General features: G+C 72.7%; 23 protein-coding genes and 1 tRNA gene. 13 read left to right on the top strand and 11 right to left on the bottom strand.

Features of this window, described 5'->3' with window-relative positions; genetic code table 11:
* Positions 1-42: 42 nt before the first annotated feature.
* From C0R66_RS16300 to efeB, 5 genes are all read left to right on the top strand, one after another.
* Positions 43-118 (top strand) — tRNA-Thr (locus C0R66_RS16300).
* Positions 119-224: 106 nt separating this feature from the next.
* Entirely contained in the window at positions 225-1,097 is an 873-nt protein-coding gene (gene efeU, locus C0R66_RS16295) for an iron uptake transporter permease EfeU (RefSeq protein ID WP_101525588.1), read from the top strand.
* 42 nt (positions 1,098-1,139) lie between these two features.
* Positions 1,140-1,751, top strand: coding sequence for a cupredoxin domain-containing protein (locus tag C0R66_RS19100; protein ID WP_199286718.1), 612 nt, complete (start codon positions 1,140-1,142; stop codon positions 1,749-1,751).
* A complete protein-coding gene (locus C0R66_RS19095; RefSeq protein WP_199286717.1) occupies positions 1,718-2,293 on the top strand; it encodes an EfeM/EfeO family lipoprotein in 576 nt (191 codons plus the stop codon). Before C0R66_RS19100 ends, C0R66_RS19095 begins: the two co-directional genes overlap by 34 nt.
* Positions 2,290-5,052: an iron uptake transporter deferrochelatase/peroxidase subunit gene (gene efeB / locus C0R66_RS16285; protein WP_101525587.1), complete on the top strand. Its 2,763-nt coding sequence runs from the start codon at positions 2,290-2,292 to the stop codon at positions 5,050-5,052. The genes C0R66_RS19095 and efeB overlap by 4 nt, the downstream gene beginning before the upstream one ends.
* A 94-nt stretch (positions 5,053-5,146) precedes the next feature.
* Here the strand turns inward: efeB and C0R66_RS16280 are convergent, their stop codons facing one another.
* The gene (locus C0R66_RS16280) at positions 5,147-5,731 is read right to left on the bottom strand and encodes a hypothetical protein (protein WP_101525586.1); all 585 of its coding nucleotides are present in this window, start codon (positions 5,729-5,731) and stop codon (positions 5,147-5,149) included.
* 486 nt (positions 5,732-6,217) lie between these two features.
* On the opposite strand from C0R66_RS16280, the gene C0R66_RS16275 reads away from it, so the two are divergent.
* On the top strand, positions 6,218-7,570 hold the full coding sequence (locus tag C0R66_RS16275; RefSeq protein ID WP_101525585.1) for a GntP family permease: 1,353 nt from the start codon (positions 6,218-6,220) through the stop codon (positions 7,568-7,570).
* A 62-nt stretch (positions 7,571-7,632) separates the two neighbouring features.
* Positions 7,633-9,102: an MDR family MFS transporter gene (locus C0R66_RS16270; protein WP_240311829.1), complete on the top strand. Its 1,470-nt coding sequence runs from the start codon at positions 7,633-7,635 to the stop codon at positions 9,100-9,102.
* Between the two features lie 31 nt (positions 9,103-9,133).
* On the opposite strand, the gene C0R66_RS16265 is transcribed toward C0R66_RS16270, so the two are convergent.
* Positions 9,134-9,535 (bottom strand): hypothetical protein, encoded by a 402-nt coding sequence (locus C0R66_RS16265; protein ID WP_101525583.1) that lies wholly within the window; start codon positions 9,533-9,535, stop codon positions 9,134-9,136.
* Positions 9,536-9,637: 102 nt separating this feature from the next.
* Here C0R66_RS16265 and C0R66_RS16260 point away from each other — a divergent pair, with 102 nt between their 5' ends.
* A complete protein-coding gene (locus C0R66_RS16260; protein ID WP_101525582.1) occupies positions 9,638-10,036 on the top strand; it encodes a hypothetical protein in 399 nt (132 codons plus the stop codon).
* Between the two features lie 23 nt (positions 10,037-10,059).
* Here C0R66_RS16260 and C0R66_RS19670 read toward each other — a convergent pair whose 3' ends face one another.
* Genes C0R66_RS19670 through C0R66_RS16235 form a run of 6 tightly spaced genes read right to left on the bottom strand, consistent with a single transcriptional unit; the run spans position 10,060 to position 14,727 of the window.
* The gene (locus C0R66_RS19670) at positions 10,060-10,413 is read right to left on the bottom strand and encodes a hypothetical protein (protein WP_241901488.1); all 354 of its coding nucleotides are present in this window, start codon (positions 10,411-10,413) and stop codon (positions 10,060-10,062) included.
* Entirely contained in the window at positions 10,371-11,228 is an 858-nt protein-coding gene (locus C0R66_RS16255; protein ID WP_241901487.1) for an NAD(P)/FAD-dependent oxidoreductase, read from the bottom strand. The genes C0R66_RS19670 and C0R66_RS16255 overlap by 43 nt, the downstream gene beginning before the upstream one ends.
* On the bottom strand, positions 11,225-12,100 hold the full coding sequence (locus tag C0R66_RS16250; protein ID WP_199286716.1) for a UbiA family prenyltransferase: 876 nt from the start codon (positions 12,098-12,100) through the stop codon (positions 11,225-11,227). The genes C0R66_RS16255 and C0R66_RS16250 overlap by 4 nt, the downstream gene beginning before the upstream one ends.
* On the bottom strand, positions 12,097-13,119 hold the full coding sequence (locus C0R66_RS16245; RefSeq protein ID WP_101525581.1) for an NAD(P)/FAD-dependent oxidoreductase: 1,023 nt from the start codon (positions 13,117-13,119) through the stop codon (positions 12,097-12,099). Before C0R66_RS16245 ends, C0R66_RS16250 begins: the two co-directional genes overlap by 4 nt.
* Entirely contained in the window at positions 13,112-13,669 is a 558-nt protein-coding gene (locus tag C0R66_RS16240) for an isoprenylcysteine carboxyl methyltransferase family protein (RefSeq protein WP_101525580.1), read from the bottom strand. Before C0R66_RS16240 ends, C0R66_RS16245 begins: the two co-directional genes overlap by 8 nt.
* Entirely contained in the window at positions 13,666-14,727 is a 1,062-nt protein-coding gene (locus C0R66_RS16235; protein ID WP_101525579.1) for a type III polyketide synthase, read from the bottom strand. The genes C0R66_RS16240 and C0R66_RS16235 overlap by 4 nt, the downstream gene beginning before the upstream one ends.
* Before the next feature lie 115 nt (positions 14,728-14,842).
* Between C0R66_RS16235 and rocD the strand changes: the two genes are divergently transcribed.
* Positions 14,843-16,093, top strand: coding sequence for an ornithine--oxo-acid transaminase (gene rocD, locus C0R66_RS16230; protein WP_101525578.1), 1,251 nt, complete (start codon positions 14,843-14,845; stop codon positions 16,091-16,093).
* A gap of 5 nt (positions 16,094-16,098) precedes the next feature.
* On the opposite strand, the gene C0R66_RS16225 is transcribed toward rocD, so the two are convergent.
* The gene (locus tag C0R66_RS16225) at positions 16,099-17,922 is read right to left on the bottom strand and encodes an N-acyl-D-amino-acid deacylase family protein (protein ID WP_101525577.1); all 1,824 of its coding nucleotides are present in this window, start codon (positions 17,920-17,922) and stop codon (positions 16,099-16,101) included.
* Between the two features lie 30 nt (positions 17,923-17,952).
* Complete coding sequence (locus C0R66_RS16220; protein ID WP_101525576.1) at positions 17,953-20,508, bottom strand: SpoIIE family protein phosphatase; 2,556 nt, start codon at positions 20,506-20,508, stop codon at positions 17,953-17,955.
* A 187-nt stretch (positions 20,509-20,695) separates the two neighbouring features.
* Here C0R66_RS16220 and C0R66_RS16215 point away from each other — a divergent pair, with 187 nt between their 5' ends.
* The 4 genes from C0R66_RS16215 (at position 20,696) to C0R66_RS16200 (ending at position 22,963) form a co-directional block, all read left to right on the top strand.
* Entirely contained in the window at positions 20,696-21,400 is a 705-nt protein-coding gene (locus C0R66_RS16215; protein WP_199286715.1) for a GAF and ANTAR domain-containing protein, read from the top strand.
* A gap of 98 nt (positions 21,401-21,498) precedes the next feature.
* Positions 21,499-21,891 (top strand): YbaB/EbfC family nucleoid-associated protein, encoded by a 393-nt coding sequence (locus C0R66_RS16210; protein WP_101525575.1) that lies wholly within the window; start codon positions 21,499-21,501, stop codon positions 21,889-21,891.
* Positions 21,891-22,208 carry a hypothetical protein gene (locus tag C0R66_RS16205; protein ID WP_101525574.1) on the top strand — a complete coding sequence of 106 codons (318 nt, stop codon included), beginning with the start codon at positions 21,891-21,893 and terminating at the stop codon, positions 22,206-22,208. Before C0R66_RS16210 ends, C0R66_RS16205 begins: the two co-directional genes overlap by 1 nt.
* Before the next feature lie 2 nt (positions 22,209-22,210).
* The gene (locus tag C0R66_RS16200) at positions 22,211-22,963 is read left to right on the top strand and encodes a WXG100 family type VII secretion target (RefSeq protein ID WP_101525573.1); all 753 of its coding nucleotides are present in this window, start codon (positions 22,211-22,213) and stop codon (positions 22,961-22,963) included.
* A 15-nt stretch (positions 22,964-22,978) separates the two neighbouring features.
* Here the strand turns inward: C0R66_RS16200 and C0R66_RS16195 are convergent, their stop codons facing one another.
* Positions 22,979-23,239 (bottom strand): hypothetical protein, encoded by a 261-nt coding sequence (locus tag C0R66_RS16195; protein WP_101525572.1) that lies wholly within the window; start codon positions 23,237-23,239, stop codon positions 22,979-22,981.
* Between the last annotated feature and the right edge of the window lie 79 nt (positions 23,240-23,318).

Below are 23,318 nucleotides of genomic sequence, written 5' to 3'. Positions count from 1 at the left end.
GTATACTTCCCCGGGTTGCCCGAGGAGCTCCTCGGGCATCGCGCCGCCTTAGCTCAGTCGGTAGAGCGAGTCACTCGTAATGACTAGGTCGTCAGTTCGATTCTGACAGGCGGCTCCACGCCCCGGGGACCCGAGACCCCGGGGCGTTCTGGGTCCCCAGCGCGTTGTCTTTGGCCCATATACGGTAAGCCTCACCTAAGTCTTCGGGTGTAGCATCGTTCTTCGTGCTCGCCAACTACCTGATCGGGCTGCGCGAAGGGCTGGAGGCGGCTCTCGTCGTCAGCATCCTGGTCGCCTACCTGGTCAAGACCGACCGGCGCAGGCTGCTGCCTCGGATCTGGCTCGGGGTGGGCATCGCGGTCGCGGTCTCGCTGGCCTTCGGCTTCGCCCTCTTCTTCGGCCCCCGGGGTCTGACCTTCGAGGCTCAGGAGGCGATCGGCGGCACCCTGTCGATCGTGGCGGTCGGCCTGGTCACGGCGATGATCTTCTGGATGGCCCGGGCCGCCCGCTCGCTCAGCGGCGAGCTGCGCGGTCAGATCGACTCCGCGGCCGAGGGCTCCTGGTTCGCGCTGGTCCTGGTCGCGATGCTGGCGGTGGGGCGTGAGGGCCTGGAGACCGCGCTCTTCCTGTGGTCCGCCACCGAGGCCGTCTCCCGCGACACCAACGCGACCTGGCAGCCGCTGACCGGCGCCGCCCTGGGGCTGGCCACCGCCGTCGTCCTGGGCTACCTGATCTACCGGGGTGCCATCTCGATCAACCTGAGCAAGTTCTTCACCTGGACCGGGGGGTTCCTGATCCTGGTCGCCGGTGGCGTGCTCTCCTACGGCGTCCACGACCTCCAGGAGGCCGGCATCCTGCCCGGCCTGGGCAACCTGGCGTGGGACGTCTCGGACACCATCGACCCCACGTCGTGGTACGCCACCCTGCTCAAGGGCATCTTCAACTTCTCCCCGGCCACCACGGTCGCCGAGGCCGTGGCCTGGTTCTGCTACGTCCTCCCGGTGATGGCCCTCTTCCTGCTCTCGGGGCGACGCGACCGCCCCACGCCCCGGAGCGCCGACCCCAGCCCAGCACCCAGCCCCGCCTCCGTCAGCTGACGCGTTCTCGAACGCCACCCCTTCTCAAAGGACGACACACCGATGCGCAAGACCACCGCGATGGCCCTGATCCTGGCCGTGCCACTGCTCGGCGCCTGCACCGAGAACGCGAGCAGCGACACCGAGGACGGCGACCCGCGCACCGTGTCGGTGACCTCGACCGAGGACGGCTGCGAGCTCTCCACCACCGAGGTGCCGGCGGGGACCATCACCTTCGAGGTGGCCAACCAGGGGTCCCAGGTCACCGAGTTCTACCTGCTGGGGGACGACGGCCTGCGCATCCTCGGCGAGGTGGAGAACGTCGGTCCGCAGCTCACCCGCGAGCTGGTCGTGAACGCGGCCGACGGCTCCTACGTCACCGCCTGCAAGCCCGGCATGAAGGGCGAGGGCATCCGCGCCGACTTCACCGTCACCGAGTCCGACGAGGCCCCGGCCGTCTCGGCCAACGACCAGCAGCTGGTCGAGGCCGCGCTGGCCAACTACGCGGCGTACGTGCAGGACCAGTCCGACCAGCTCCTGACCAAGACGCAGCAGTTCGTGGACCTCTACCAGTCCGGCAAGGACGCCGAGGCCCGCGCGCTCTACCCGAGGCCCGCGTGCACTGGGAGCGGATCGAGACCGTGGCCGAGTCCTTCGGCGACCTCGACCCGATGATGGACGCCCGGGAGGCCGACCTCGAGCCCGGCCAGAGGTGGACCGGCTGGCACCGCATCGAGAAGGACCTGTGGCCGCCGGCCGACTACACCGCGCTCACGGCCGCCGAGCGGGCCGACTTCGCCTCTGACCTGATGAAGAACACCGAGACCCTGGACGGGCGCGTGCAGGAGCTCACCTACACCGTCGACCAGATCGCCAACGGCTCCCGGGGACTCCTGGAGGAGGTGGCCACCGGCAAGGTCACCGGCGAGGAGGAGATCTGGTCGCACACCGACCTGTGGGACTTCGCGGCCAACGTCGACGGCGCTCGTGTGGCCTACGAGGGGGTGCAGCCGATCGTGGAGGCCAAGGACCCCGAGCTGGCGACCACCCTGACCGAGCGCTTCGCGGCCCTGCAGGAGCTGCTCGAGGCACAGCGCACCTCTGACGGCTTCACCTTCTACGACGACCTGACCAAGTCGGAGGTGCGCGAGCTGTCCAACGCGGTGAACGCGCTGTCCGAGCCGCTCTCCAGGCTCACCGCGGCGGTGTTGTCCTGACCGAGGAGCGCCCGGCCCGCGGGATCTCGCGGCGAGGACTGGTCGGCGGCTCGGTCGCGGCGGCCGGTCTGGCGGCCGGCGCCTTCGCGACCGGCCGAGCCAGCGCGGAGGCCAGCGCCGGGGACAGTGCCGGGGACAGTGCCGGGGACAGGGCCCACCTCGGCAGCGCCGGCGCGGCGTACGCCTTCCGCGGCGAGCACCAGGCCGGCATCGTCACCCCAGCCCAGGACCGGCTGCACTTCGCCGCGTTCGACGTCACCACCGGGTCCCGGGCCCAGCTGATCGCGCTCCTGGCGGCCTGGACCGAGGCGGCGGACCGGATGACCCGCGGCCTGGGTGCCGGTGAGGTCGGACCCGCCGACGGCGCCTTCAACCTGCCGCCCGACGACACCGGGGAGGCCATCGGCCTGCCGGCCAGCGGTCTCACCATCACCTTCGGGTTCGGGCCCTCGCTGTTCCGTGACGCCCAGGGGCGGGACCGGTTCGGCCTCGCCGACCAGCAGCCGGACGCGCTGCGCACCCTCCCGCACTTCCCCTTCGACGCCCTCGACCCGGACAAGTCGTACGGCGACCTGTGCGTCCAGGCCTGTGCCGACGATCCCCAGGTGGCCGTGCACGCGGTCCGCAACCTGGCTCGCATCGGCTTCGGCACCGTGGCGGTCCGCTGGTCGCAGCTCGGCTTCGGACGCACCTCGTCGACGTCGACGGCGCAGGCCACCCCGCGCAACCTGTTCGGCTTCAAGGACGGCACCGCCAACCTCAAGGCCGAGGAGCGCTCCGCGGTGGACGAGCACCTGTGGGTCGGGCCCGACGACGACCCGCGCGGCGGCTGGCTGGCGGGCGGCTCCTACCTGGTGGCCCGGCGGATCAACATGGCCATCGAGGTCTGGGACCGGCAGACGCTGGGCGACCAGGAGGCGTTCGTCGGCCGGACCAAGGGCTCGGGTGCACCCCTGTCGGGCGGCACCGAGTTCACCGAGCCCGACCTCGCCATGCCGGGCTCCGCCGGTCCGGTGATCGCTCAGGACGCCCACATCCGCGTGGTCCACCCCGACTCCCACGGCGGCGCCCGGATGCTGCGCCGCGGCTACAACTTCGTCGACGGCTCGGATCCGCTCGGCGGCCTGAACGCCGGCCTGTTCTTCATCGCCTTCGTGCGCGACCCCGACACCGGTTTCATCCCGGTGCAGAACGCGATGGCACGCTCCGACGCCCTGATGGAGTACCTCAAGGTGACGGGGTCGGCGCTGTTCGCCGTACCCCGGGAGCGGTCGCCGGTGCCTATGTGGGTCAAGGGCTGTTCGAGGGGTCCTGAGGACTTAGGCTGCGCTCGACATCGCTCGACATCGCTCGAACACGGCCTACAGGGGGATACACCGATGACGCGACGTCCTTTGCGGCGCCTGGCCACCACGGGACTCGGCAGCGGCGCGCTGGCCCTGTCCCTGCTCGCTCCGGTCTCCGGCGCAACCGAGCCGGCGGACGGCGCGGCCCGGGCCGGGCAGCGGGTGCAGGCCCCGCGCACCGTGGTGGCCGGGTCCAAGATCGCCGTCAAGGGCAAGGTCGCCACCCGCGCAGGGGTCAAGCGCCCGGTTCGTCTCACCATCAAGAAGGGCAAGAAGTGGAAGGTCGTCGCCAAGACCAGGGCGACGAAGAAGGGCACCTTCCGGCTCAGGGCCGCCGCGGGCAGCAAGGTGCGCAAGATCAAGCTCCGGCTGGTCGCTCCGCGCCACCGTGGGATGAAGGCGTTCTCCCGGCGCTTCAGCGTGCGGGTGCTCGCCCCCGTGGCGCCCAGGAGCGCGACCGGGGTCTCCGAGACCTGGTCCGGCACGCCCGCAGTCCTGGGCGGGCAGGGCCCCACGGTGACCGGCCAGGTCACCGGCTCCGAGGTCGCGGGCCGCTCGGTCGTGGTGCAGCAGCAGCTGGGCACCGAGTGGTTCCCGGTCACCTCGGTGGCCTCCGGGGCCGACGGCTGGTTCGTCGCCGCGCTGCCGACCACCTGGTTGCACAGCACCCCTGTGCGGGTGGTCGTGGCCGAGACCCCGACCGCCCTGGGTGCCACCGGTGCCACCACCGGCGTCGCGGTCACGCCCAGCTGGGTGCCTCAGGGGAGCGATGCCAGCGCCTGGACGCACATCGAGTCGGGATCCCGCTGGCGCTTCAACCCGTGCGAGACCATCGAGTACCGCACCAACCTGACCGGTGCCCCGGCCGGTGCTCGTGAGGCGCTCGCCTCGGCGCTCACCGAGGTGGCCCAGGCCACGGGGTACGAGTTCGTGCACCTCGGTGACAGCGACGGGATCCAGAAGCCTCAGGCGGGCTACCCGGGGATCCCGGCGGACACGGACCTGCTGGTCGGGTTCCTGCGCGACGAGTGGACCGGTAACGACTACAGCGGCAACGTGATGGGACGTGGTGGCCCGGACGGCGGCGTCCGGGCGCAGGACGCCCTGGGGGCGGTGTACCGCACCCGCAGCGCCAGCGCCTTCCTCGACCTCGACCCCACCCCGATGCCGGGCTGGACGCCGCAGCTGATGAGGTTCGTGTTCGTGCACGAGATCACCCACGCCCTGGGGCTGGGTCACTCGCCCGACGCGAGCCAGGTGATGGGCCCCTCCGGTGACGGCAACATCGCTCACCTCGGCGTGGCCGACCTCAACGGCCTCAACCAGCAGGGCCGTCAGACCGGCTGCGTGACCGACGTGCCGCGCCGCGCCACCGGGTCCCTGGTGGTCCAGGCACCAGTGCCCCTGCCCTGAGCGACAACGGCGGACCACGACACCAAAAAGGGCGGCACCGTCGCGAGACGGTGCCACCCTTGGTGGTCTCAGCCCGCACTGCGGGCGTCGCGACTCAGTCGCAGTTGTCGCACACGCCGGTGGCCGCGGGCGCCTGGTGGCACGTCGGGCACACCGCGATGGGACGCTCGGCGAACCGGACCTTGCGGGCCCGGTCCCGGGTGGCCGCCACCCGCGGGGTCAGGGCGGCCCGGCCGCCGTCGGCGGGCAGGTCCTCGGCCTCGAAGTGGCGGTAGCAGGCGAGGCGCTCCTTGGCGGCGTGGGCCTCGGGGTCCTCCGGGGTCTCGCCCCGGGCGGCCTGCACGGCGTTGGCGTAGGCCGCCCCGACGCTGTCCTGGGCGTTGACGCACAGGGAGACCAGCAGCGGCTCCTCACGCGAGGCGCACTCGGTCGCGATCGGACCGAGCACGTCGCCGATCCAGTAGTGGACCAGGCGGGTGGTGGTGATCCCGGTCCGCTCCTGGACCTCCTGCGCGAGCTGCTTGTGGCTGATCACGGCCTGGTAGCGCTGGGCGACGTCGAGCAGCACGGCCCGTCCGGCCTCGGCCCACGCCTCCCGGGCGGCCTCCGGTCCTACCTCCTCAGCGGTGGTCGGGGCATCGGAGTGATCCGTCTGGGGGACTGCGGTGAGCTCGGGCATATGCGAGTGGCCTACGTCTCTGTGCTCCGGGGAGCCGGTTGGGTGGACGGTCTCTTAACGAAGTCCACGCCCTCGACGGTAACCCGCCAGTAAGCACAGTGAGAACTTCTGGCGAATTCGCGTCGCTCAGAGGGTTGCCCGGCGCCTCCGGAGCCCTATTCTCTAATTAACTACTAGACTTAGGGACGGAGGCTCGTCATGGAACGTGGACTGATGCGGAGGCCGACTACGACGCGGAGCGGGCCTGACGGCAGTGGTCGTTCCTGTTCCACGCCGGACCGGGGGCCCACGAGATCCGGTTCCGGGCCCGCGACGACCGGGGCAACGTGCAGCCGGACCAGGTCCCGTTCAACGAGCAGGGCTACCTCTTCGGAGCCGTGGCGCGACACCCGGTCGCTGTCGCCTGATCGGAGGTGATCTAGGGCACACTGGGCGGGCGCCCGCTCGCCGGGACGCATCCGCGGAACTCGGAACCGAGGAGCCCACGTGGTCGTCGTACACACCGTCGTCGCGATCGTCCTGGCCATCGGACTGATCATCCGGCTCAAGGTCGACCCGGTGATCTCGCTGATCCTCGCCTCCCTCTACCTCGGCCTGGCCGCCGGTGTGGGGTTCACCGGGACGATCGAGGCGATCGCCACCGGCTTCGGCGAGATCATGGCCGAGGTCGGCCTGCTGATCGGGTTCGGCGTGCTCATCGGGGCGATGCTGCACGCCGGCGGCGCCTTCCGCCGCCTCGTGGAGGTGCTGGTGCGCGTGGTGGGCGCGACCCGGCTTCCCTACACGCTGTCGACGCTGCTCTCCACCGTGCTCCCGGCGATCTACGTCGACGTCCAGGTGGTGCTGGCAGCGCCGGTGGCCCGCTCCGCGGCGGCCCGGCTCGGCCGCAACGGGCTGCCCCTGATGGCCTCGGCCCTGGGCGCGGGGATCTTCGCCGGCTACGTCTTCGTGGTGCCCGGCCTGGCGGCCATCTCCATCGCCGGATTGCTCGACGTCTCCCTCGGCACGTGGCTGCTCTTCGGCATCGTGATCGGCCCGGCCACCGCCATCGTCACCAGCATCGTGATGCGCCTGCTGCTGCGCACCGGCTTCTGGAAGCCCGACTCCGACGAGGAGGTCGACGACGCCCTGGCCGCCCAGGAGGCCAGCGAGCCCGACCAGGCGGGCACAGCCAAGAGCCGCGCCCTGCCGCTGGTGGTGCTGCTGCTGCCCATCCTGGTGCCGCTGGTGATGATCGCCTTCGGTGCCTTCGCCGACCTGCTGGACTTCTCCACGCCCTTCATCGCCTTCCTCGGCAACGCCAACTTCGCGCTCTTCGTCGGCCTGCTGGGCGCCTACCTGCTGTCCCGGGTGACCGCCGGGCTGGAGGCCACCCGCGACTCCATGGACCAGGGGTTCCACACCACCGGCGAGATCCTGCTGATCACCGGCGTCGGAGGCTCCCTGGGCGCGGTGATCACCCAGACCACCCTGGACCGCACGCTGGCGGACTTCTTCTCCGCCGACTCCGGCGCCCCGGTGATCCTGAGCATCGGCCTGGCCTGGTTCATCGCCGCCCTGCTGCACCTGGCGATCGGCTCGGTGTCGGTGGCGGCCATCACCGCCGCCGGCATCATCGCGCCGATCCTCGACTCGCTCAGCGTCTCCCCGGTGGTGATCGGGCTCGCCATCGCCTCCGGCGCCATGTTCGCGCTGCAGGTCAACAGCAACTTCTTCTGGATGTTCAAGGCCCTGCTCGGCCTCTCCACCAAGGGCACGCTCAAGACGCTGACCCTGGGCACCGCACTGGCCTCGGTCATCTCGCTGCCGATGGTGGTGGTGGCCTCGCTGCTGGCCTGAGGTGACCTTTCCCTCGTGCGAGGCGGGGAATGCGGACGTCCCCCGCGGGGTTGCCGCCCTTCGTGACCCAGACGACCGAGCAGACCGCTCCACCTCCCGCCGCACCGCCCGCCACCGGATCCACCGGATCCCACAACCTGGTGATCGGGCTGCTGCTGGCCTCGGCCTTCGTGGTCATCCTCAACGAGACCGTGATGAGCGTGGCCATCCCGGAGCTGACCCGGGACCTGGGGGTCACCACGGCGACGGCGCAGTGGCTCACCACCGGCTTCCTGCTCACCATGGCCGTGGTCATCCCGGTCACCGGGTTCCTGCTCCAGCGCTTCCACGTGCGACCGCTCTTCATGACCGCGATGGCGCTCTTCAGCGTCGGGACCCTGGTGGCCGCGATCGCGCCCGGCTTCAGCGTCCTGCTCGCCGGGCGGGTGGTCCAGGCCTCCGGTACGGCGATCATGATCCCGCTGCTGTTCACCACGGTGCTGAACCTGGTGCCGGCCGAGCGGCGCGGCCGCACGATGGGCACGATCTCCATCGTCATCTCCGTGGCGCCCGCGCTCGGGCCGACGCTGTCGGGCCTGGTGCTCGACTCGCTCGACTGGCGCTGGCTGTTCTGGCTGGTGCTGCCGATCGCGCTGCTGTCGCTGGCCGTGGGAGCCGCGAAGCTGGACAACGTCACCACCCCGGTCAAGGTCCCGATCGACATCGTCTCGGTGGTGCTCTCGGCCCTGGCCTTCGGTGGTCTGGTCTACGGGCTGAGCAGCATCGGCGAGGCCGCCTCGGGGGACGTGCCGGTCAGCCCGTGGCTCACGGTGCCGGTGGGCGCCGTCGCCCTGGCGCTGTTCGTGTGGCGCCAGCTGGTGCTGCAGCGGACCGAGCGCGCGCTGCTGGACCTGCGGACCTTCCGCAGCAGCCACTTCTCGATCGCGGTGCTGCTGGTCGCGGTCAGCATGATGGCGCTCTTCGGCACCCTGATCCTCATCCCCATCTACCTGCAGGTCGTGCTGGGGTTCGACGTCCTCGACACCGGGCTGCTGCTGCTGCCCGGCGGCCTGGTGATGGGGCTGATGGCCCCGTTCGTGGGCCGGGCGTACGACCGGGTCGGTCCGCGGGCCCTGGTGATCGCCGGCTCCGTCGTGGTGAGTGCCGCGATGTGGACGCTGGCGCAGGTCGACGTCGACACCACCCGTTCCTACGTCCAGGCGGCGCACATCCTGCTCAGCATCGGTCTCGGCCTCACCTTCACGCCGCTGTTCAGCTCCGGCCTCGGTGCCCTGGCGCCGCAGCTCTACTCCCACGGCAGCGCGATCGTCAGCACCGTCCAGCAGCTGGCCGGTGCGGTGGGGACCGCGCTGTTCATCACCCTGCTGTCGCGCAGCGTCGCCGATGCGGACGCCTCGGCGACCGCCGCAGCCGCGACCGCCGACGGGGTGCACACCGCGCTGCTCGCGGGCGCGGTCATCTCCACCGTCGCGGCCCTGGTCGCGCTCCTGGTCCGTCGGCCGCCGGCCGTGGCGCCGACCGAAGAGGTCTGAGCGGCGCCGCAGCCGGCTCGCACCGTCGAGCTCAGTCGCTGCGGTCCTGCTCGTCGGCGATGGCCGCCGCCAGCCCCTCGGGGTCGGCGACGGTGAAGGTGGCGCCCGGGTGCCGGATCGTGCCCGTGGGGTCCAGCGCCCGCACCGGCAGCTCGAACCGAACGCACAGGCCCCGGTCCCGGTTGGTCGCCATGCTGACGCCGCGGTCCCTCAGCGACAGGTGCGGGGGACCGACGGTCTTGAGCCACCAGTAGTCCCCGGTCACGTCGGTGGAGACCACGTTGTCGACCGACGTACGCAGCCGCCAGGGCCCGAAGCGGGCCGTCAGGTAGCCGCCGGCGACCTGCACCCATGCCGTGTCCGGGTTGATGCCGAAGGCGCGGGCGGGCAGCCGGTAGGCCGGTGAGAAGGCGAAGTCGAAGCGCTGGTTCATTACTCGACCATAGGGCGGCGCGCCCCGGTTCGTCGGCACGGGGCACGGTCCTGCCGAGCTCGCCTTGGCCGTCGCCCGGCAGCGCTGAGGGATACTTGCCTCATGCGCTTCACCGAGCACGAGCTGACCGTGGCCCTGACCGGGGCGGCCAAGACCATGGTCGCGGCGGGCAACAAGGACGTCCGCAAGGGCCGCACCAGCGTGGACACGGTCTGGGACGAGATGGACCGCTACCAGCGCTACCAGATGCTGGAGGCCATCGGGTCCCAGATCCTCCCGGTGCTCGTCGCGCTGCCCGACGTCGAGGTGCAGCCCGGCACCCGCCCCGAGTTCAGCACCCAGCAGGTGCTGGCCTGCGTGGAGGAGCAGGTGGGCGACGACGTGGGCCGGATGAAGCGCAAGGTGGTCGTGGCCAGCCGGGCCGCGCTGGTCCGCGCCGCCCTGGACCACCTGCCGCCGCGGCAGGACCCCGACGCCCTGATCGTGCCCGACCACCTCTGAGGCCGCCGCCCCCGCGGGGCTGCTCAGCCCAGGGAGCGCACCAGCTGAGCCACCAGCCGCGGCGTGATCAGCCCGTCGCCCAGGCCCAGCTCGACGAGGTCGTCGAAGACCCGCTGGTCGCGCCGCGCCGCCCGGATGCCGGCGTCCACCACCCGCGGCACGCGGATCAGCCGCGAAGCCGACCAGGTGTGCCTCAGGTGCCGCTGCAGCAGTCCGCGCACCGCGCCGCGGTGCCGGGCGCCCGCGTCCTGGGGTCGACCGGCGATCACCGCGTTGGCCGCGGCGCGGCCGGCGAGCGCCCCGGTGGCGACGGCGTAGAAGATCCCCTCCCCGGTCATCGGGTTGACCAGCCCGGCCGCGTCGCCGGCGAGCAGCACCGGGCCGTCGGGCTGCTGGGCCCCCAGCCCCAGCCCGACAGCGGCAGGTGGTGGGCCCGCCACGCCGTGCCGTCCCGGGTGCTCCCGGGCAGCAGCCGCTCCAGCTCCGAGAGCAGCAGCTCGCGGCTCAGCCCCGCCGCCCCGTCGGGGGCGGCGGCGAGCTCGCCGTACCCGACGTTGGAGAGCCCGTCGCCGCGGTCGAACGCCCAGGCGTACGACGGCTGGGGGCGGTCGCCGAAGCGGATCACCTGCTGCCCGGCGCGCGCCGCCGCAGTGGGTGCGTAGCCGCGCAGCGCCAGTGCGTGCGCGCCGTGCCGGGGTGTGCCGGCCGTCCCGAGCTCGTCCCGGACCGCGGAGTGCGCGCCGTCCGCGCCGATCACCACCCGGGCGGTGATGTCGTCGTCGAGCACCACGGCGTCCTCGGTGGTGCGCAGCCGCCGCACCCGGTGCCGGGTCACGTCGGCACCGGCCAGGACGGCGCGCCCCAGCAGGCGCGCGTCGAAGACCTCCCGCGGGACCACCCACACCGGCCGGGCCAGCCGCCCCTCGACCCCCTGGTCGCCGTGGGACAGGTCCAGCCGGCGCAGCGGCGTCCACCCGTCCACCAGGCCGCGGACGCCCAGCCCGCCGAGGACGTCCAGGACGTGCGGAGCGATCCCGTCGCCGCAGCACTTGTCCCGGGGGAAGGTGGCCCGGTCCACCAGCAGCACCCGCAGGTCGGGGCCGCGGTCCAGGGCCGCGAGGGCCGCGGCGGAGCCGGCCGGGCCGGCGCCGCAGATCACCACGTCCCACCCGGCGGCGGGAGGGGCGCTCACCGGGCGGCCACCAGCAGCACCACGTCCACCAGTGCGATCCCCACGGCGGCGGCGAAGGGGCCACGGCCGCGCCCCACCAGGGCGGTGACCGCGAGCGCCGTCACCGTGACCGCCGCCCCCGCCAGCAGGACGCCGGGCACGGCCGCGGTGCTGAGCGCGATGACCACCGAGGCGGTGACCAGGACGGTCACCGCGACCACGGGCGTCCACCGGGCGCCGATGCGGTGCGGCAGGCCGCGGATGCCGGTCGCCTCGTCGTCGGCCAGGTCGGGCAGGGCGTTGACCAGGTGGGCGCCGACGCCCAGCAGCGCCGCCGAGACCGGGACCCAGGCGGCGGGCAGCTGGTGCGTCGGCGCGGCCAGGCTCACGAAGACGGTCAGTCCGCCGAAGGCCAGCGCATAGGGCAGCCACGACCACGCCGTCGCCTTGAGCCGCAGGTTGTAGGCCCAGGCGGCGGCGACGCAGCCCAGGTGCACCAGTCCCGGCACCGCGCCGCAGGCCAGGGAGAGCCCGACGCAGGCCAGGACCGCGGCGACGCACGCGCCCCGCACCAGGCCGGTGCGCAGCTCGCCGGTGGCCAGCGGCTTGTCGCTGCGGCCCACCTGACGGTCGCGGGCGGCGTCCACCAGGTCGTTGCACCAGCCCACGCTCAGCTGGCCGGCGAGCACCGCGGCGGTCACCAGCACCACCCGGCTCGGGGGCATCTCGGTCGCCAGCGCCAGCGCGGCGGCGAGCACGGTGACGGCGAGCGCCGGTCCCGGGTGGGTCGCGCGGACCAGGGCCAGCGCCTCGGCCCCGGCCCCGGCCCCGGCCCCGGCAGAGCCTGGCGCGCCGGTCCGGGTGCTGGCCCGGGTGCTGGTCCGGCCGCTCACACCGGCCTCGCCAGCTGGTCCACCGCGGCGCCGAAGAGGCCGGGCAGCCGGTGCGCCGCCCCCACGATCCGCCTGCGCACCACCGGGGCCCGGGTGGCGGAGACCAGACCCAGGGTGAGCAGGTCGTGCCGGCGCCCGAGACGCCGCGCCACCGTCTCGTAGTCCGCCGGCCGGCCGGCCGCGACCGCGGCGACCGCGGCCTCGGCCTGCGCCAGTCCCACTGCCAGGCCGTCCCCGGTGAGCGCGTCGACGTAGCCGGCGGCGTCGCCGACCAGCAGCACCCGGCCGCTGACCCGGCGCCGCACCCGCTGCCGCAGCGGCCCCGCACCGCGGACCCGGCTCGTCGGGCGACCGGCCACCCGGGCCGCCAGGACGGGGAACTCCGCGAGCAGGTCGAGGAAGGGGCGGCGCTGCGTGGTGAGGATCGCCAGCCCGACCTGGTCCGGCGCCACCGGGGTCACGTAGGCCTCCGCGCAGCCGCCCCAGTGCACCTCGACGTACGGCGTCCACGGCGGCAGGTCCAGGTGCACGCGCTGGCCGTAGCGGCGCAGCCGGACCGGGACGGACTCCAGCCCGACCAACCGTCGTACCGGGGAGTGCAGGCCGTCGGCGGCGATGAGGTGACGGGCCGGCTCGCCGTCGACCACCAGGTGGTCGCCGTGCTGGGTCACCTCGTGCACCGCGGGACCCGTCACCTCGACACCGGCCGCCGAGACCGCCGCCCGCAGCGCCGCGTGCAACGTGGTGCGCCGTACGCCGAGCCCGGTGCCGTGGCGGAAGGGCGCCTCCACCTCGTGCCTGGCGTCGAGGTAGCGGATGCCGGCGAGCCGGTGACCCGTCGGACGCACCCCGAGCAGCGCCAGCCGGTCGACGGCACCGGGCATCAGTCCTTCCCCGCAGGCCTTGTCCAGCACGCCGGGGCGCGGCTCGCGCACCACCACGTCGAGCCCGGCCCGGGCGGCGTACAGGGCAGCGGCCAGCCCGACCGGTCCACCGCCCGCCACCACCAGGTCACGCATCGGCGGCGACGTCCGGCTGGCTCGGGCGCCCGTCGGGCAGCGAGGCCAGGGCAGCGCCCTCCACCCGCAGCCGCACGGCGAGCAGGCCTGCGTTGAGCACGGTGAAGCCAAGGGCGGTCCACCAGCACGCGTGCACCAGCGGCAGCGCCACTCCCTCCACGACCACCGCGACGTAGTTGGGGTGGGCGAGGAGCCGGTAGGGACCCGAGCGCACCGGCGGCATCCCCGGCACCACGATCACCCGGGTGTTCCACCGCCGTCCCAGCGTGGCGATGCACCACCAGCGCAGGGCCTGGGCGGCGACGACCAGCGCCAGCATCGACCAGGCCAGCCCTGCCGGGACCACGGGGCGGCGGAGGAACGCCTCGGCCAGCATGGCGACCAGGAAGCCCGAGTGCAGCAGCACCATCACCCGGTAGTGGCCCTGCCCGGTCTCCTGGCCACCCCGAGCCAGGCTCCAGGCGGTGTTGCGCCGGGAGACCACCAGCTCGGCGAGCCGCTCCACCCCGACCAGCGCGACCAGGACGACGAAGGCGGTCAGCGAGGTCATGCCGGGACCGGCTCGGCCCGGAGCAGCACCAGCTCGGAGCAGAACCCCGGGCCCATCGCCATCAGCAGCCCGTAGGAGCCGGGTCGCGGCGGGCGCTGGGCCAGGGTGTCGGCGAAGACGTGGAGCACCGAGGCCGAGGACAGGTTGCCGATGCTCGACAGCGACTGCCTGGTCAGCGCCAGGTCGTGCTCGGTCAGCTCCAGGGCATCCCGCAGGGCGTCGATCACCTTGGGGCCGCCGGGATGGCAGACCCACCAGCCGATGTCCGCCCGGCTGAGCCCGGCGTCGGCCAGGAAGCCGTCGACGTCCTCGCGGACGTAGCGGCCCACGATGGCGGGCACCTGGGCGTCCAGCACGATGCGCAGCCCGGTGCCGCCGACGTCGAACCCCATGGTGCGCATGGAGTCGGGGTACAGCCGGCTCCGGCTGTCCAGCACCGTGACCGGTCCGCCCCGACCACCGCCGGCGGCGACGACCGCGGCGGCGCCGTCCCCGAACAGCCCGCTGGCCACCAGGTTCGCGGGGGAGATGTCGTCGCGCTGCACGGTCAGCGAGCACAGCTCGACCGCGACGAGCACCGCGACCTGCTCGGGGTGGCCCAGCAGGTAGTCGTGCAGCCGGGCCACGCCGGCGGCGCCGGCCACGCAGCCGAGCCCGAACAGCGGGAGTCGCTTGACGTCGGGGCGCAGCCCCACCACCGAGGCGATGCGGGCCTCCAGCGACGGCACGGCCACCCCGGTGACGGTGGTGGAGATGATCAGGTCGACGTCGCTGGGCACCAGGTCGGCGGCCTTGAGGGCGTCCTCCAGCGCCTGGGCGCCGAGGGTGACCGCATGGGTGAGGAACAGGTCGTTGGACTCCCCGAACGAGTCGAGGGCGGCGTACTGGTCCAGCGGCAGCACCAGGTGGCGCTGGGCCACCCCGGCGTTGGCGTGGAAGGTGCGCAGCAGCCGCTCGTCGACGGCGCCCCTGGCGACCACAGACGCGAAGGTGTCGGTGATCTCGGCCTGGTCGTGACGGTGGGGCGGCAGGGCGCCGCGAACCGAGAGGATCTGCATGAAGCACGCTAACCGCGCCCCGTGGCTCCACCACAAGGCCCGGGACGCCAAAAGGCCCAGCAATTCGCATTTCGCCGAGCCCCGGTTTTCGGCGGCCGGGTGGCACCATGGCCACATGAGCGTGCCACAGCCTTCCGCAGCCACCGCCGAGCACGGCCGGGGCCTCTCCAGCCGAGACCACATCTCGATCACCGAGGACTGGGCCGCGCACAACTACCACCCCCTCGAGGTGGTCGTCAGCTCCGGCGAGGGCGCCTGGGTCACCGACGTGGAGGGCCGCCGCTACCTCGACTGCCTGGCCGGCTACTCGGCACTGAACTTCGGCCACGGACACCCGCGGGTGCTGGCCGTGGCGCACGCCCAGCTCGACCGGCTCACCCTGACCAGCCGGGCCTACTACAACGACCAGCTGGGGCTCTTCGCCCGCGACCTGGCGCGGCTCACCGGCAAGGAGATGGTGCTGCCGATGAACAGTGGCGCCGAGGCCGTGGAGACGGCGCTGAAGGTCAGCCGACGCTGGGGGTACCAGGTCAAGGGGGTGCCGGAGAACCAGGCCACGATCGTGGTGATGGACGGCAACTTCCACGGCCGCACCACCACCATCGTCAGCTTCTCCACCGACGAGGACGCCCGCACCGGCTACGCGCCGTTCACGCCCGGGTTCCGGGTGGTGCCGTACGGCGACGCAACCGCCCTCGAGGCCGCCATCGACGACTCGGTGGTCGCGGTCCTGCTGGAGCCGATCCAGGGCGAGAGCGGGGTGGTGATCCCGCCCGAGGGGTTCCTGTCCCAGGTGCGCACGATCTGCGACACCCACCAGGTCCTGATGGTCGCCGACGAGATCCAGTCCGGCCTGGCCCGCACCGGCGAGACGTTCGCCTGCGACCACGAGGGCGTGGTGCCCGACATCTACGTGCTCGGCAAGGCCCTGGGCGCCGGCCTCTACCCGGTCTCCGCGATCACCGCGGACCGCTCCGTGCTCGGCGTCATCACCCCTGGCTCCCACGGCTCGACCTTCGGCGGCAACCCGCTGGCCGCCGCCATCGGCCGCGAGGTGGTGGCGATGCTGGAGACCGGCGAGTTCCAGGAGCGGGCGCGCGAGCGCGGCGAGCAGCTGGCCACCGGTCTGGCCGACCTGGTCGGCTTGGGCCTGCTGCGCGTGCGCAGCCGCGGGCTGTGGGCCGGGCTCGACCTGGACCCGAGGCTGATGACCGGCCGCGACATGTGCGAGCGGCTGCTCGCCCGCCAGGTGCTGGCCAAGGACACCCACGGCTCCACGATCCGGCTGGCCCCGCCGCTGGTGGCCTCACGGGAGGACATCGAGTTCCTGCTCGACGCCATCAAGGGAGCGCTCACCAGCGGCTGACCGCCTCAGCCCGCGCGCACCGCCGGGGCGGGAGCGGCCGACGGAGTGGACGCCGGGACCGGGGGCACCGGCCCCTGCCCGGCGCGCAGGAACTGTCCGGTGCGCTCGCGTCCCAGCGGTCCGGCCGGGGCGCCGTCGCGCCACACCGCCCTGCCGCCGACCATCACCAGCGGGACGCACTCGTCGTTGCGGTTGACCATCCGGGACAGGTCGCCGTACTGCTCGCACGGCTCTTCGGCGTACTCCTCCACGCGCGCGTCGAGCCGGGTGGGGTCGAGCAGGAAGAGGTCGGCACGGTCGCCGACCCGCAGGTGCCCGGCGTCGATGTCGTACCAGTCGGCGAGCTCGCCGGTGAGCCGGTGCACCGCCCGTTCGGGGGTCAGGAAGGGCGTCCCTTCCTGCTCCGCGTCCCGGACGTGCTTGAGCAGCCGCAGCCCGAAGTTGTAGAAGGCCATGTTGCGCAGGTGGGCGCCGGCGTCGGAGAACCCCATCTGGACGCCGCGCTCGGCCGCGAGCCGGCGCAGCACCTGCGGCCGGTGCCCGGAGATCGTGGTCCGCCAGCGCAGGTCGGTGCCGTGCTCGACGACCAGGTCGAGGAACGCGTCCACCGGGTGCTGGCCCCCGCGCTCCACCCCGACCTGGCCGAACGACCGGCCGATGACGCTCTCGTCGGGGCAGGCCACGATCTCGGCGTCGAAGAAGTCCCGGTGCCAGACCCGCGGGGTGTACTTGGTCTCGTACTCCTTGCGGAACGCCGCCCGGTACGCCGGGTCGCGCATCAGTTCGTCGCGGGCCACCTTCTCGCTCAGGTGCAGCGCGGCGGCGCCGGCGCCGAGCTCCTCGAAGATCACCAGGTCGATGCCGTCGGCGTACACCTCGAAGGGCACCGGGAGGTGCTGCCAGCGGAAGTCCGCACCGAGGCGGTTCACCACCGCCGCCAGGCCGCGCATCAGGTGGATGACGAACGGGATCGCCTTGATGTCCGCGGCCGAGAGCAGGCTGGTCTTCAGCGCCGCCCGGCCCGGCAGGCCGATGGAGCGCAGCGCCTCGAGCACGATGGTGTGCGGGTGCGTGGCGTCCGGACCGGCCTGCAGGGCCCGGCCCCGGCGCCGCAGGATCCGCCGCAGGCCGCGCATCTCCGCGCCTGCGGCGTAGGTCGAGGGCAGGGTCCGGGACCGGCACACCTCTCCGTCCAGCTTGTCGAAGAGCAGCTGCTGCGCCGACATCCCCAGGAAGCCCGCGTCCAGGGCGTCGGTCAGCAGCTGCTGCATCCGGCCACGCTCCGCAGGGGTGGCCCGCACCTCCGGGCGGGTGGCCCGGTCCAGCCCCATCACCGCGGTGCGCACGTCGGAGTGGCCCAGGAACGCGGCCAGGTTGGGGCCGAGCGCCAGCTGCTCCAGCGCCTCGACGTAGGAGGAGGCGTCGTGCCAGGTCTTCCCCCGCTCCACGTGGTCGATCACGTGGTGGCGCGGGATCGCCTCAACCCGGCTGAACAGGTCGCCGGCCTCGACCGCCCCGACGTGCACGGTGGACAGGGAGCAGGAGCCGACGAAGACGCAGGTGACGCCGTGCCGCAGGGACTCGCTCAGCGACGGTCCGGCGAGCACCTCGATGTCGTAGTGGGTGTGGATGTCGATGAGCCCGGGCAGCACCCACAGGCCGTGGGCGGGCACCACCTCGGGGCAGCCCGTGGCGTCGAGCGGCTCGGCCGAGACCGCGGCGACCCGTCCGCCGCGCAGTCCCAGGTCACGCACCGCGGAGGGACCTCCCGTGCCGTCGAACCAGCGGGCGCCGCGGATGATCGTGTCGTAGGTCACATGAGATGGCATGGCTCATGGAAGCGCCGGGCGGCGCTGGTGTCAACGATCGAGCTGTACGGCGACCATGGCCACGTCGTCCTCGCGCCGCAGCGGCAGCAGGTGGTCCAGCAGCGCGTCGCACATCGCCTCGAGGTCCAGACCCGAGGAGACCAGGTCCCGCAGGCTGCGTCGCAGCTCCTCGATGCCGTCACCGAGGGACTGGCCGCGCCGCTCCACCAGGCCGTCGGAGTAGAGCAGCACGATGGCGCCCGGGGGCAGCGTGACGACGGTCTCGGAGCGCTCGGTCTCCAGGTCCAGGCCCAGGAGCAGGTCCGGCGAGGACGACCACAGGGGCTCGACGCTGACCTCCCCGTCGGGGCCGGTCAGTGCGACCATCGGCGGCGGGTGGCCCGCGTTGGACCAGCGCATCCGGGTGGTGGCCGCGCCCGGGGCCTGCGGAGTCGCGTCGAAGCGGGCCATCACGCAGGTCGCGGTGGTGTCCAGCTCCAGCACCGGCATGGCGTGGTCGAGCCGGCGCAGCACCTCCGCGGGCCCGTCTCCGGTGGTGACGGCGATGCCCCGCAGCATCGCCCGCAGCTGTCCCATGGCGGCCGCGGCGTCGGTGTCGTGCCCGACGACGTCCCCGATGACCACGACGGTGGAGCCGTCCGCCTGGTGGAAGGCGTCGTACCAGTCGCCACCGACCTGGGCGATCTCCGCGGCCGGCTCGTAGCGCACCGCCACCTGCAGGCCCTCCTGGACCGGCGGCGCGGTCAGGAGGCTGCGCTGCAGTCCCTCGGCCAGCTCCCGCTGCTCGGCGTAGAGGCGGGCGTTGTCCAGCGCGAGGCCGGCGCGGGCGGCGGCCTCCTCCAGCGTCCCGATCTCCTCGGCGGTGAAGGGACCCTGCTCGGCATCGCGGCCCAGGGTGAGGATGCCCACCGTGCGGCCGCGGCCCCGCACCGGCAGTATCAGCACCGACTCCGGCGCCAGGGTCAGGTAGTGGTCCCGGGCCGCGCCCTCGACGAGCACCGCGGCCACCAGGGGAGTGGCGTTCGCCGCGACGTGGACGGGAGCGTTGGTCCGCAGCACCTGGGCGACGAAGGAGTCGTCGGTCAGGGCGGCGATCCGGTCCTGGCCGTAGGCCTGGACCACCGCCCGTCCCTCCTCGGTGGCGTGCCAGTAGCCGATGTCGCGCAGGTGGCGGCGCCAGTTGCGGTCCGAGAGGGGGTCGGCGTCGTCGACCAGCGTGATCAGGCACCACTGCGCGAGGCGGGGCACCATCAGCTGGGCGAGTCGTCCCACCGCCTGCATGGTGTCGAAGGAGTCGGACAGCGAGTCCGAGACCTGCGCCAGCAGGGCGGCGCGCTCCATGCTGCGCGCCAGCGAGGCCTGGGCGCGGCGACGCTCGGTGACGTCGAGGAAGTAGACCGACAGCTCGTCCGGTGTGGGCCAGGCCCTGATCTCGTACCAGGAGTCCAGCGGCGGCGGGTAGTAGGCCTCGAACTGGACCGGCTGACCGGTCTGGACGGCGTGCCGGTAGTTGTCCTCGAACGGGGAGCCGACGGCGTCCGGGAAGAGCTCCCAGATGATCTCCCCGACCACCCCCGACCCGATGGGGGCCAGGATCTTGTCGGCCTCCGCGTTGGCGTAGGTGAAGCGCCACTCGTCGTCGAGCTGGAAGAAGGCGCTCGGCATCGCCTCCAGGATCCGGGCGACCCGGGCCTCGCCCTCCTGCACCAGGGTGGTGTCGAACGCCGCGCCCACCAGCTGGGTGGCGGTGCCGCCCTCGCCGTAGGCCTGTCCCCGGGCCGAGACCCAGCGAACCCTGCGGTCGGGCAGGACGATCCGGTACTCCGCGGTGAAGGCGCCCACCGTGTCGACCGCGCCGCGCAGCGCCTGCGCCACCCGATCCCGGTCCTCGGGGTGCACGAACTCGTTGAAGGCCTCGATGGTGCCGCCGAAGCTCTCCCGGGCGATGCCGAACAGGGCGAGCAGTCGCTCGTCCCAGCGCAGCTCGCCGGTCGTCAGGTCCCAGTCGAACGCGCCGACCCCACCCGCGTCGACCGCGAGCTGCCAGATCCGCCGGTCCTCGGCATAGCTGGCCTCCAGCACGGCCAGGTGGAGCTCGGAGGTGACGGCCTCGGCGAGCAGGGACAGCAGGGACAGCTCGGCCTCGTCCCAGTCCCGTGCGTCGGTGCCGTAGGCGCACAGGGCCCCCACCACGTGGCCGCCCGAGGCGAGCGGCACTCCCAGGTAGGAGCGGACGGTGCCGGAGACCACCGGCGGCAGTCCGCTGACCAGGGGATCGACTGGCGCGTCCCGGACCACCAGACCGGTGCCGGAGCGCATGGTGACCGCGCACAGGGAGTCCGAGGCAGGCGAACTCGTGCCGACCAGCGGAAGGGACGCGCCGGCGCCTCCCACGACCGTCAGGACGTCGGAGACGATGGAGATCTGGGCGGAGCCGGTCGAGAGCAGTCGGGCGGTCAGCTCGCAGAGCCGGTTGAGCCTGGTGGTGTCGAGGTGGTCACCGGCCATCCGGCGGGCGTGCTCCGCCCGCGCCTGCTCGTCGACGACGCCACCCGGGACGGTGGTCGAGCCCGCACGCCCCAGCACCGGCGGTGTCGTTCGTCGGGTGAATTCGGGGTTCAACAATCCTCCGCGGGGGCGCGCTACTCAGTCGTGCGACCGCCTCGTCCCGAAGGTCACTGGGCAATCGTCTCACGCGACGCTGTGCCCGCCTACGCCGCCCCCCACCGCGCGAGTGCTGACCGATCAGGCTCGATCAGGCACACTTGCCTGCGTGAACCAGCAACTACCCCCGGACGCCGCGGCGGCCCTGGCGGCCCTGGCCGAGGTCGTCTACGTGAGCCCGGACTACGAGGGCGTGTACGCCGCGATCTGCAAGACCGCGGTGCAGGTCATCCCCAACTGCGACCACGCCTCCATCAGCACGCTCACCGCCGGCGGCACCCTGACGCCGCACGGCGCCACCGACCAGTACGCGGAGCAGATCGACGGCTTCGAGAGCGCCCTGCGCGACGGTCCCTGCTACGACGCCATCGTCACCGACTCCTACCAGGTCGACGCGGACCTCACGGTCAATCCGACCTGGCCCGAGCTCAGTCGTCTGGTCCTGGCGCACACCCCGGTCCGCGGGATGATCGGCTACCGGGTGCTGGTCGGCCCGCGGAAGGCGGGCTCGCTGAACCTGTTCTCCGACACTCCCGGAGGGTTCGCCGGAGCCTCCGCCGACCTCGGCGTGGTGCTGGCCTCGTTCGCGTCGGTCGCCCTGAGCGCGGCGGCCCAGAACCATCGCGCCGACACCCTGCTCAACGGCCTGCACAGCAACCGCGAGATCGGCAAGGCGATCGGCTTGCTGATGGCCACCCACGACCTGTCCGAGGACGCTGCCCTGGACCTGCTCAAGCGTGCCTCCCAGGACCTCAACCGCAAGCTCGTCGACGTGGCCCGCGAGGTCGTGGACCGGCACCCCAACGGCGGCTGATCCCGACCGGCCGCGCCGGGTCGCGTTTCGGCCGGCTCGCGGGTGGGTAGACGCGGCTGGGACCGCAGCAGCCCACCCGGACGGAGACGAGACACGCCATGACACAGGGATCCGACGGCTGGGTCGAGCAGGCCCGGGCCGAGAGCCTGCGCCAGCTGGAGAACATCGCGGAGATGCAGCAGCGGCTGGCTGCGGTGTCGGGCGAGGCCGAGTCCGGCCAGGGCCGCGTCCGGGTGCGGGTCACCCCGGCCGGGATGCCCACCGACCTCCAGATCAGCGACAGTGCGATGTCCCTGTCCGGGAGCGAGCTCGCCGCCCTGGTGATGAGCGCGGTGGCCACCGCGACCGTGCGCGCGTCGGAGCAGCTGAAGGCCATCGTGGGACCGGTCATCGGCGAGGAGCAGCTGGACGCGATGATGCGCGGCACCGCCTCGGCCACCGACGTCGCCGACGTGCGCGAGCAGATCGACGTGCTGCGGGGGCAGCGCTGATGGCCGGCGTGTTCCTGGTGCGCTACTCCGTGATGGAGCAGGCGGCCGAGGCGCAGGCCCAGGCCGCGACGTACACCGGCAAGATCGAGCAGGTGCGACAGGAGGCGGTCCTCGTCCCCGGCACGCTGGGCAAGATCCTGCCGTCCGAGGAGATCGTCACCGGGTTCGCCGACGCCACGGAGGCCACCCGGGTCAGCCTCGCGGCCCTGCAGCAGACCTGTGAGGCGCTCTCGGAGACCCTGGAGATGGTCAAGGGCCACTTCAGCCAGGTCGACGAGGCTGTGGCAGACCACTTCAACCAGATGCTGGGGGCCTGAGCATGGGGGCATGGGACGAGGCCGAGGGCTGGATGTCGGGTCTCCTGAGCGAGATCTACGGCGTCATGAAGCCGCTGGTCAACCCGCTGGTGGAGAAGTGGGACTCGGTGGTGGGCCAGCCGGAGGCGGTCAACGACGTGGCGGCCCAGTGGCGCGGCATGTCGGAGTCGCTGAGCAACCTGGCGTCCTACCAGCGGCAGTCCGTCGCCGCCCTCGACGGGGGCTGGCAGGGCGAGGCGCAGGAGGCCTACCTCGCGAAGGTCCAGGAGGTGGCCGAGGCGATCTCCTCGATGGCCGGCCAGGTGAAGGGCGTCGCCGGCTTCCTCGACTCCGCCGCCACGGAGGTGCGCAACGTCGAGCAGCTGGTCAAGGAGCTCATCTTCGAGCTCATCGAGTGGGCGGCGATCTCGCTGGCGGTGGGTGCGGCCGGTGCCATCTTCACCTTCGGCGCCAGTGCCGCGGCGGGTGCCGCTGCTGCCGCCGCCAAGGCCGGCGTCACCGGCGCCAAGATCGCCACCCTGCTGACCAAGGTGGCCACGGCGCTGAAGAACATCGCCGCGATGATCAAGTCCTACCAGGCGTGGGTCAAGGCCCTGGGCTTCAAGAAGGCCTTCGCGTTCAAGGCGACTGTGCAGACGCCGCTGGTCAAGGCGGTCACCGGGCTGGACGCCAAGTGGCGGGACCCGTTGTTCGACCTGGGGGAGATCCACTTCGACAAGAACATGCCTGCCCCGATCGACGGCGGACGGGTCTAGCCGAGCCGGCCGGGCTCAGGCCGAGCGCCGACCCCGGATCCAGCGCACGAGGTCCCGGAGCAGACCGACCGCGCCCCACAGCAGGTAGAGGCCGACCAGCAGCACGCCGATGCCGGCGCCGATGAAGAGCCCTGTGACCTCGGCCACCAGGTAGCCGATCACCGCGCCCAGCACCACGGGAAGCGCCATCGCCAGCATGTGCTTGGCGTCGTCCCAGAGCATGCCCCCGGCGTCCTGGGCGTCCCTGCGCAGCTGTCCACCCTCGTTGTTGCTCACGGCCGCAGACCCTACTGCAGATCCCGCGGGGCGAGGTTTGCGGAATCACCCTCTGGGTAACTTGGAACGTTCAACAGGT

The organism is Nocardioides houyundeii (genome assembly GCF_002865585.1).
Taxonomy (GTDB): domain Bacteria; phylum Actinomycetota; class Actinomycetes; order Propionibacteriales; family Nocardioidaceae; genus Nocardioides; species Nocardioides houyundeii.
Note: the sequence above shows the minus strand (reverse complement) of the source record. Positions and strands in the feature narration are given on the sequence as shown.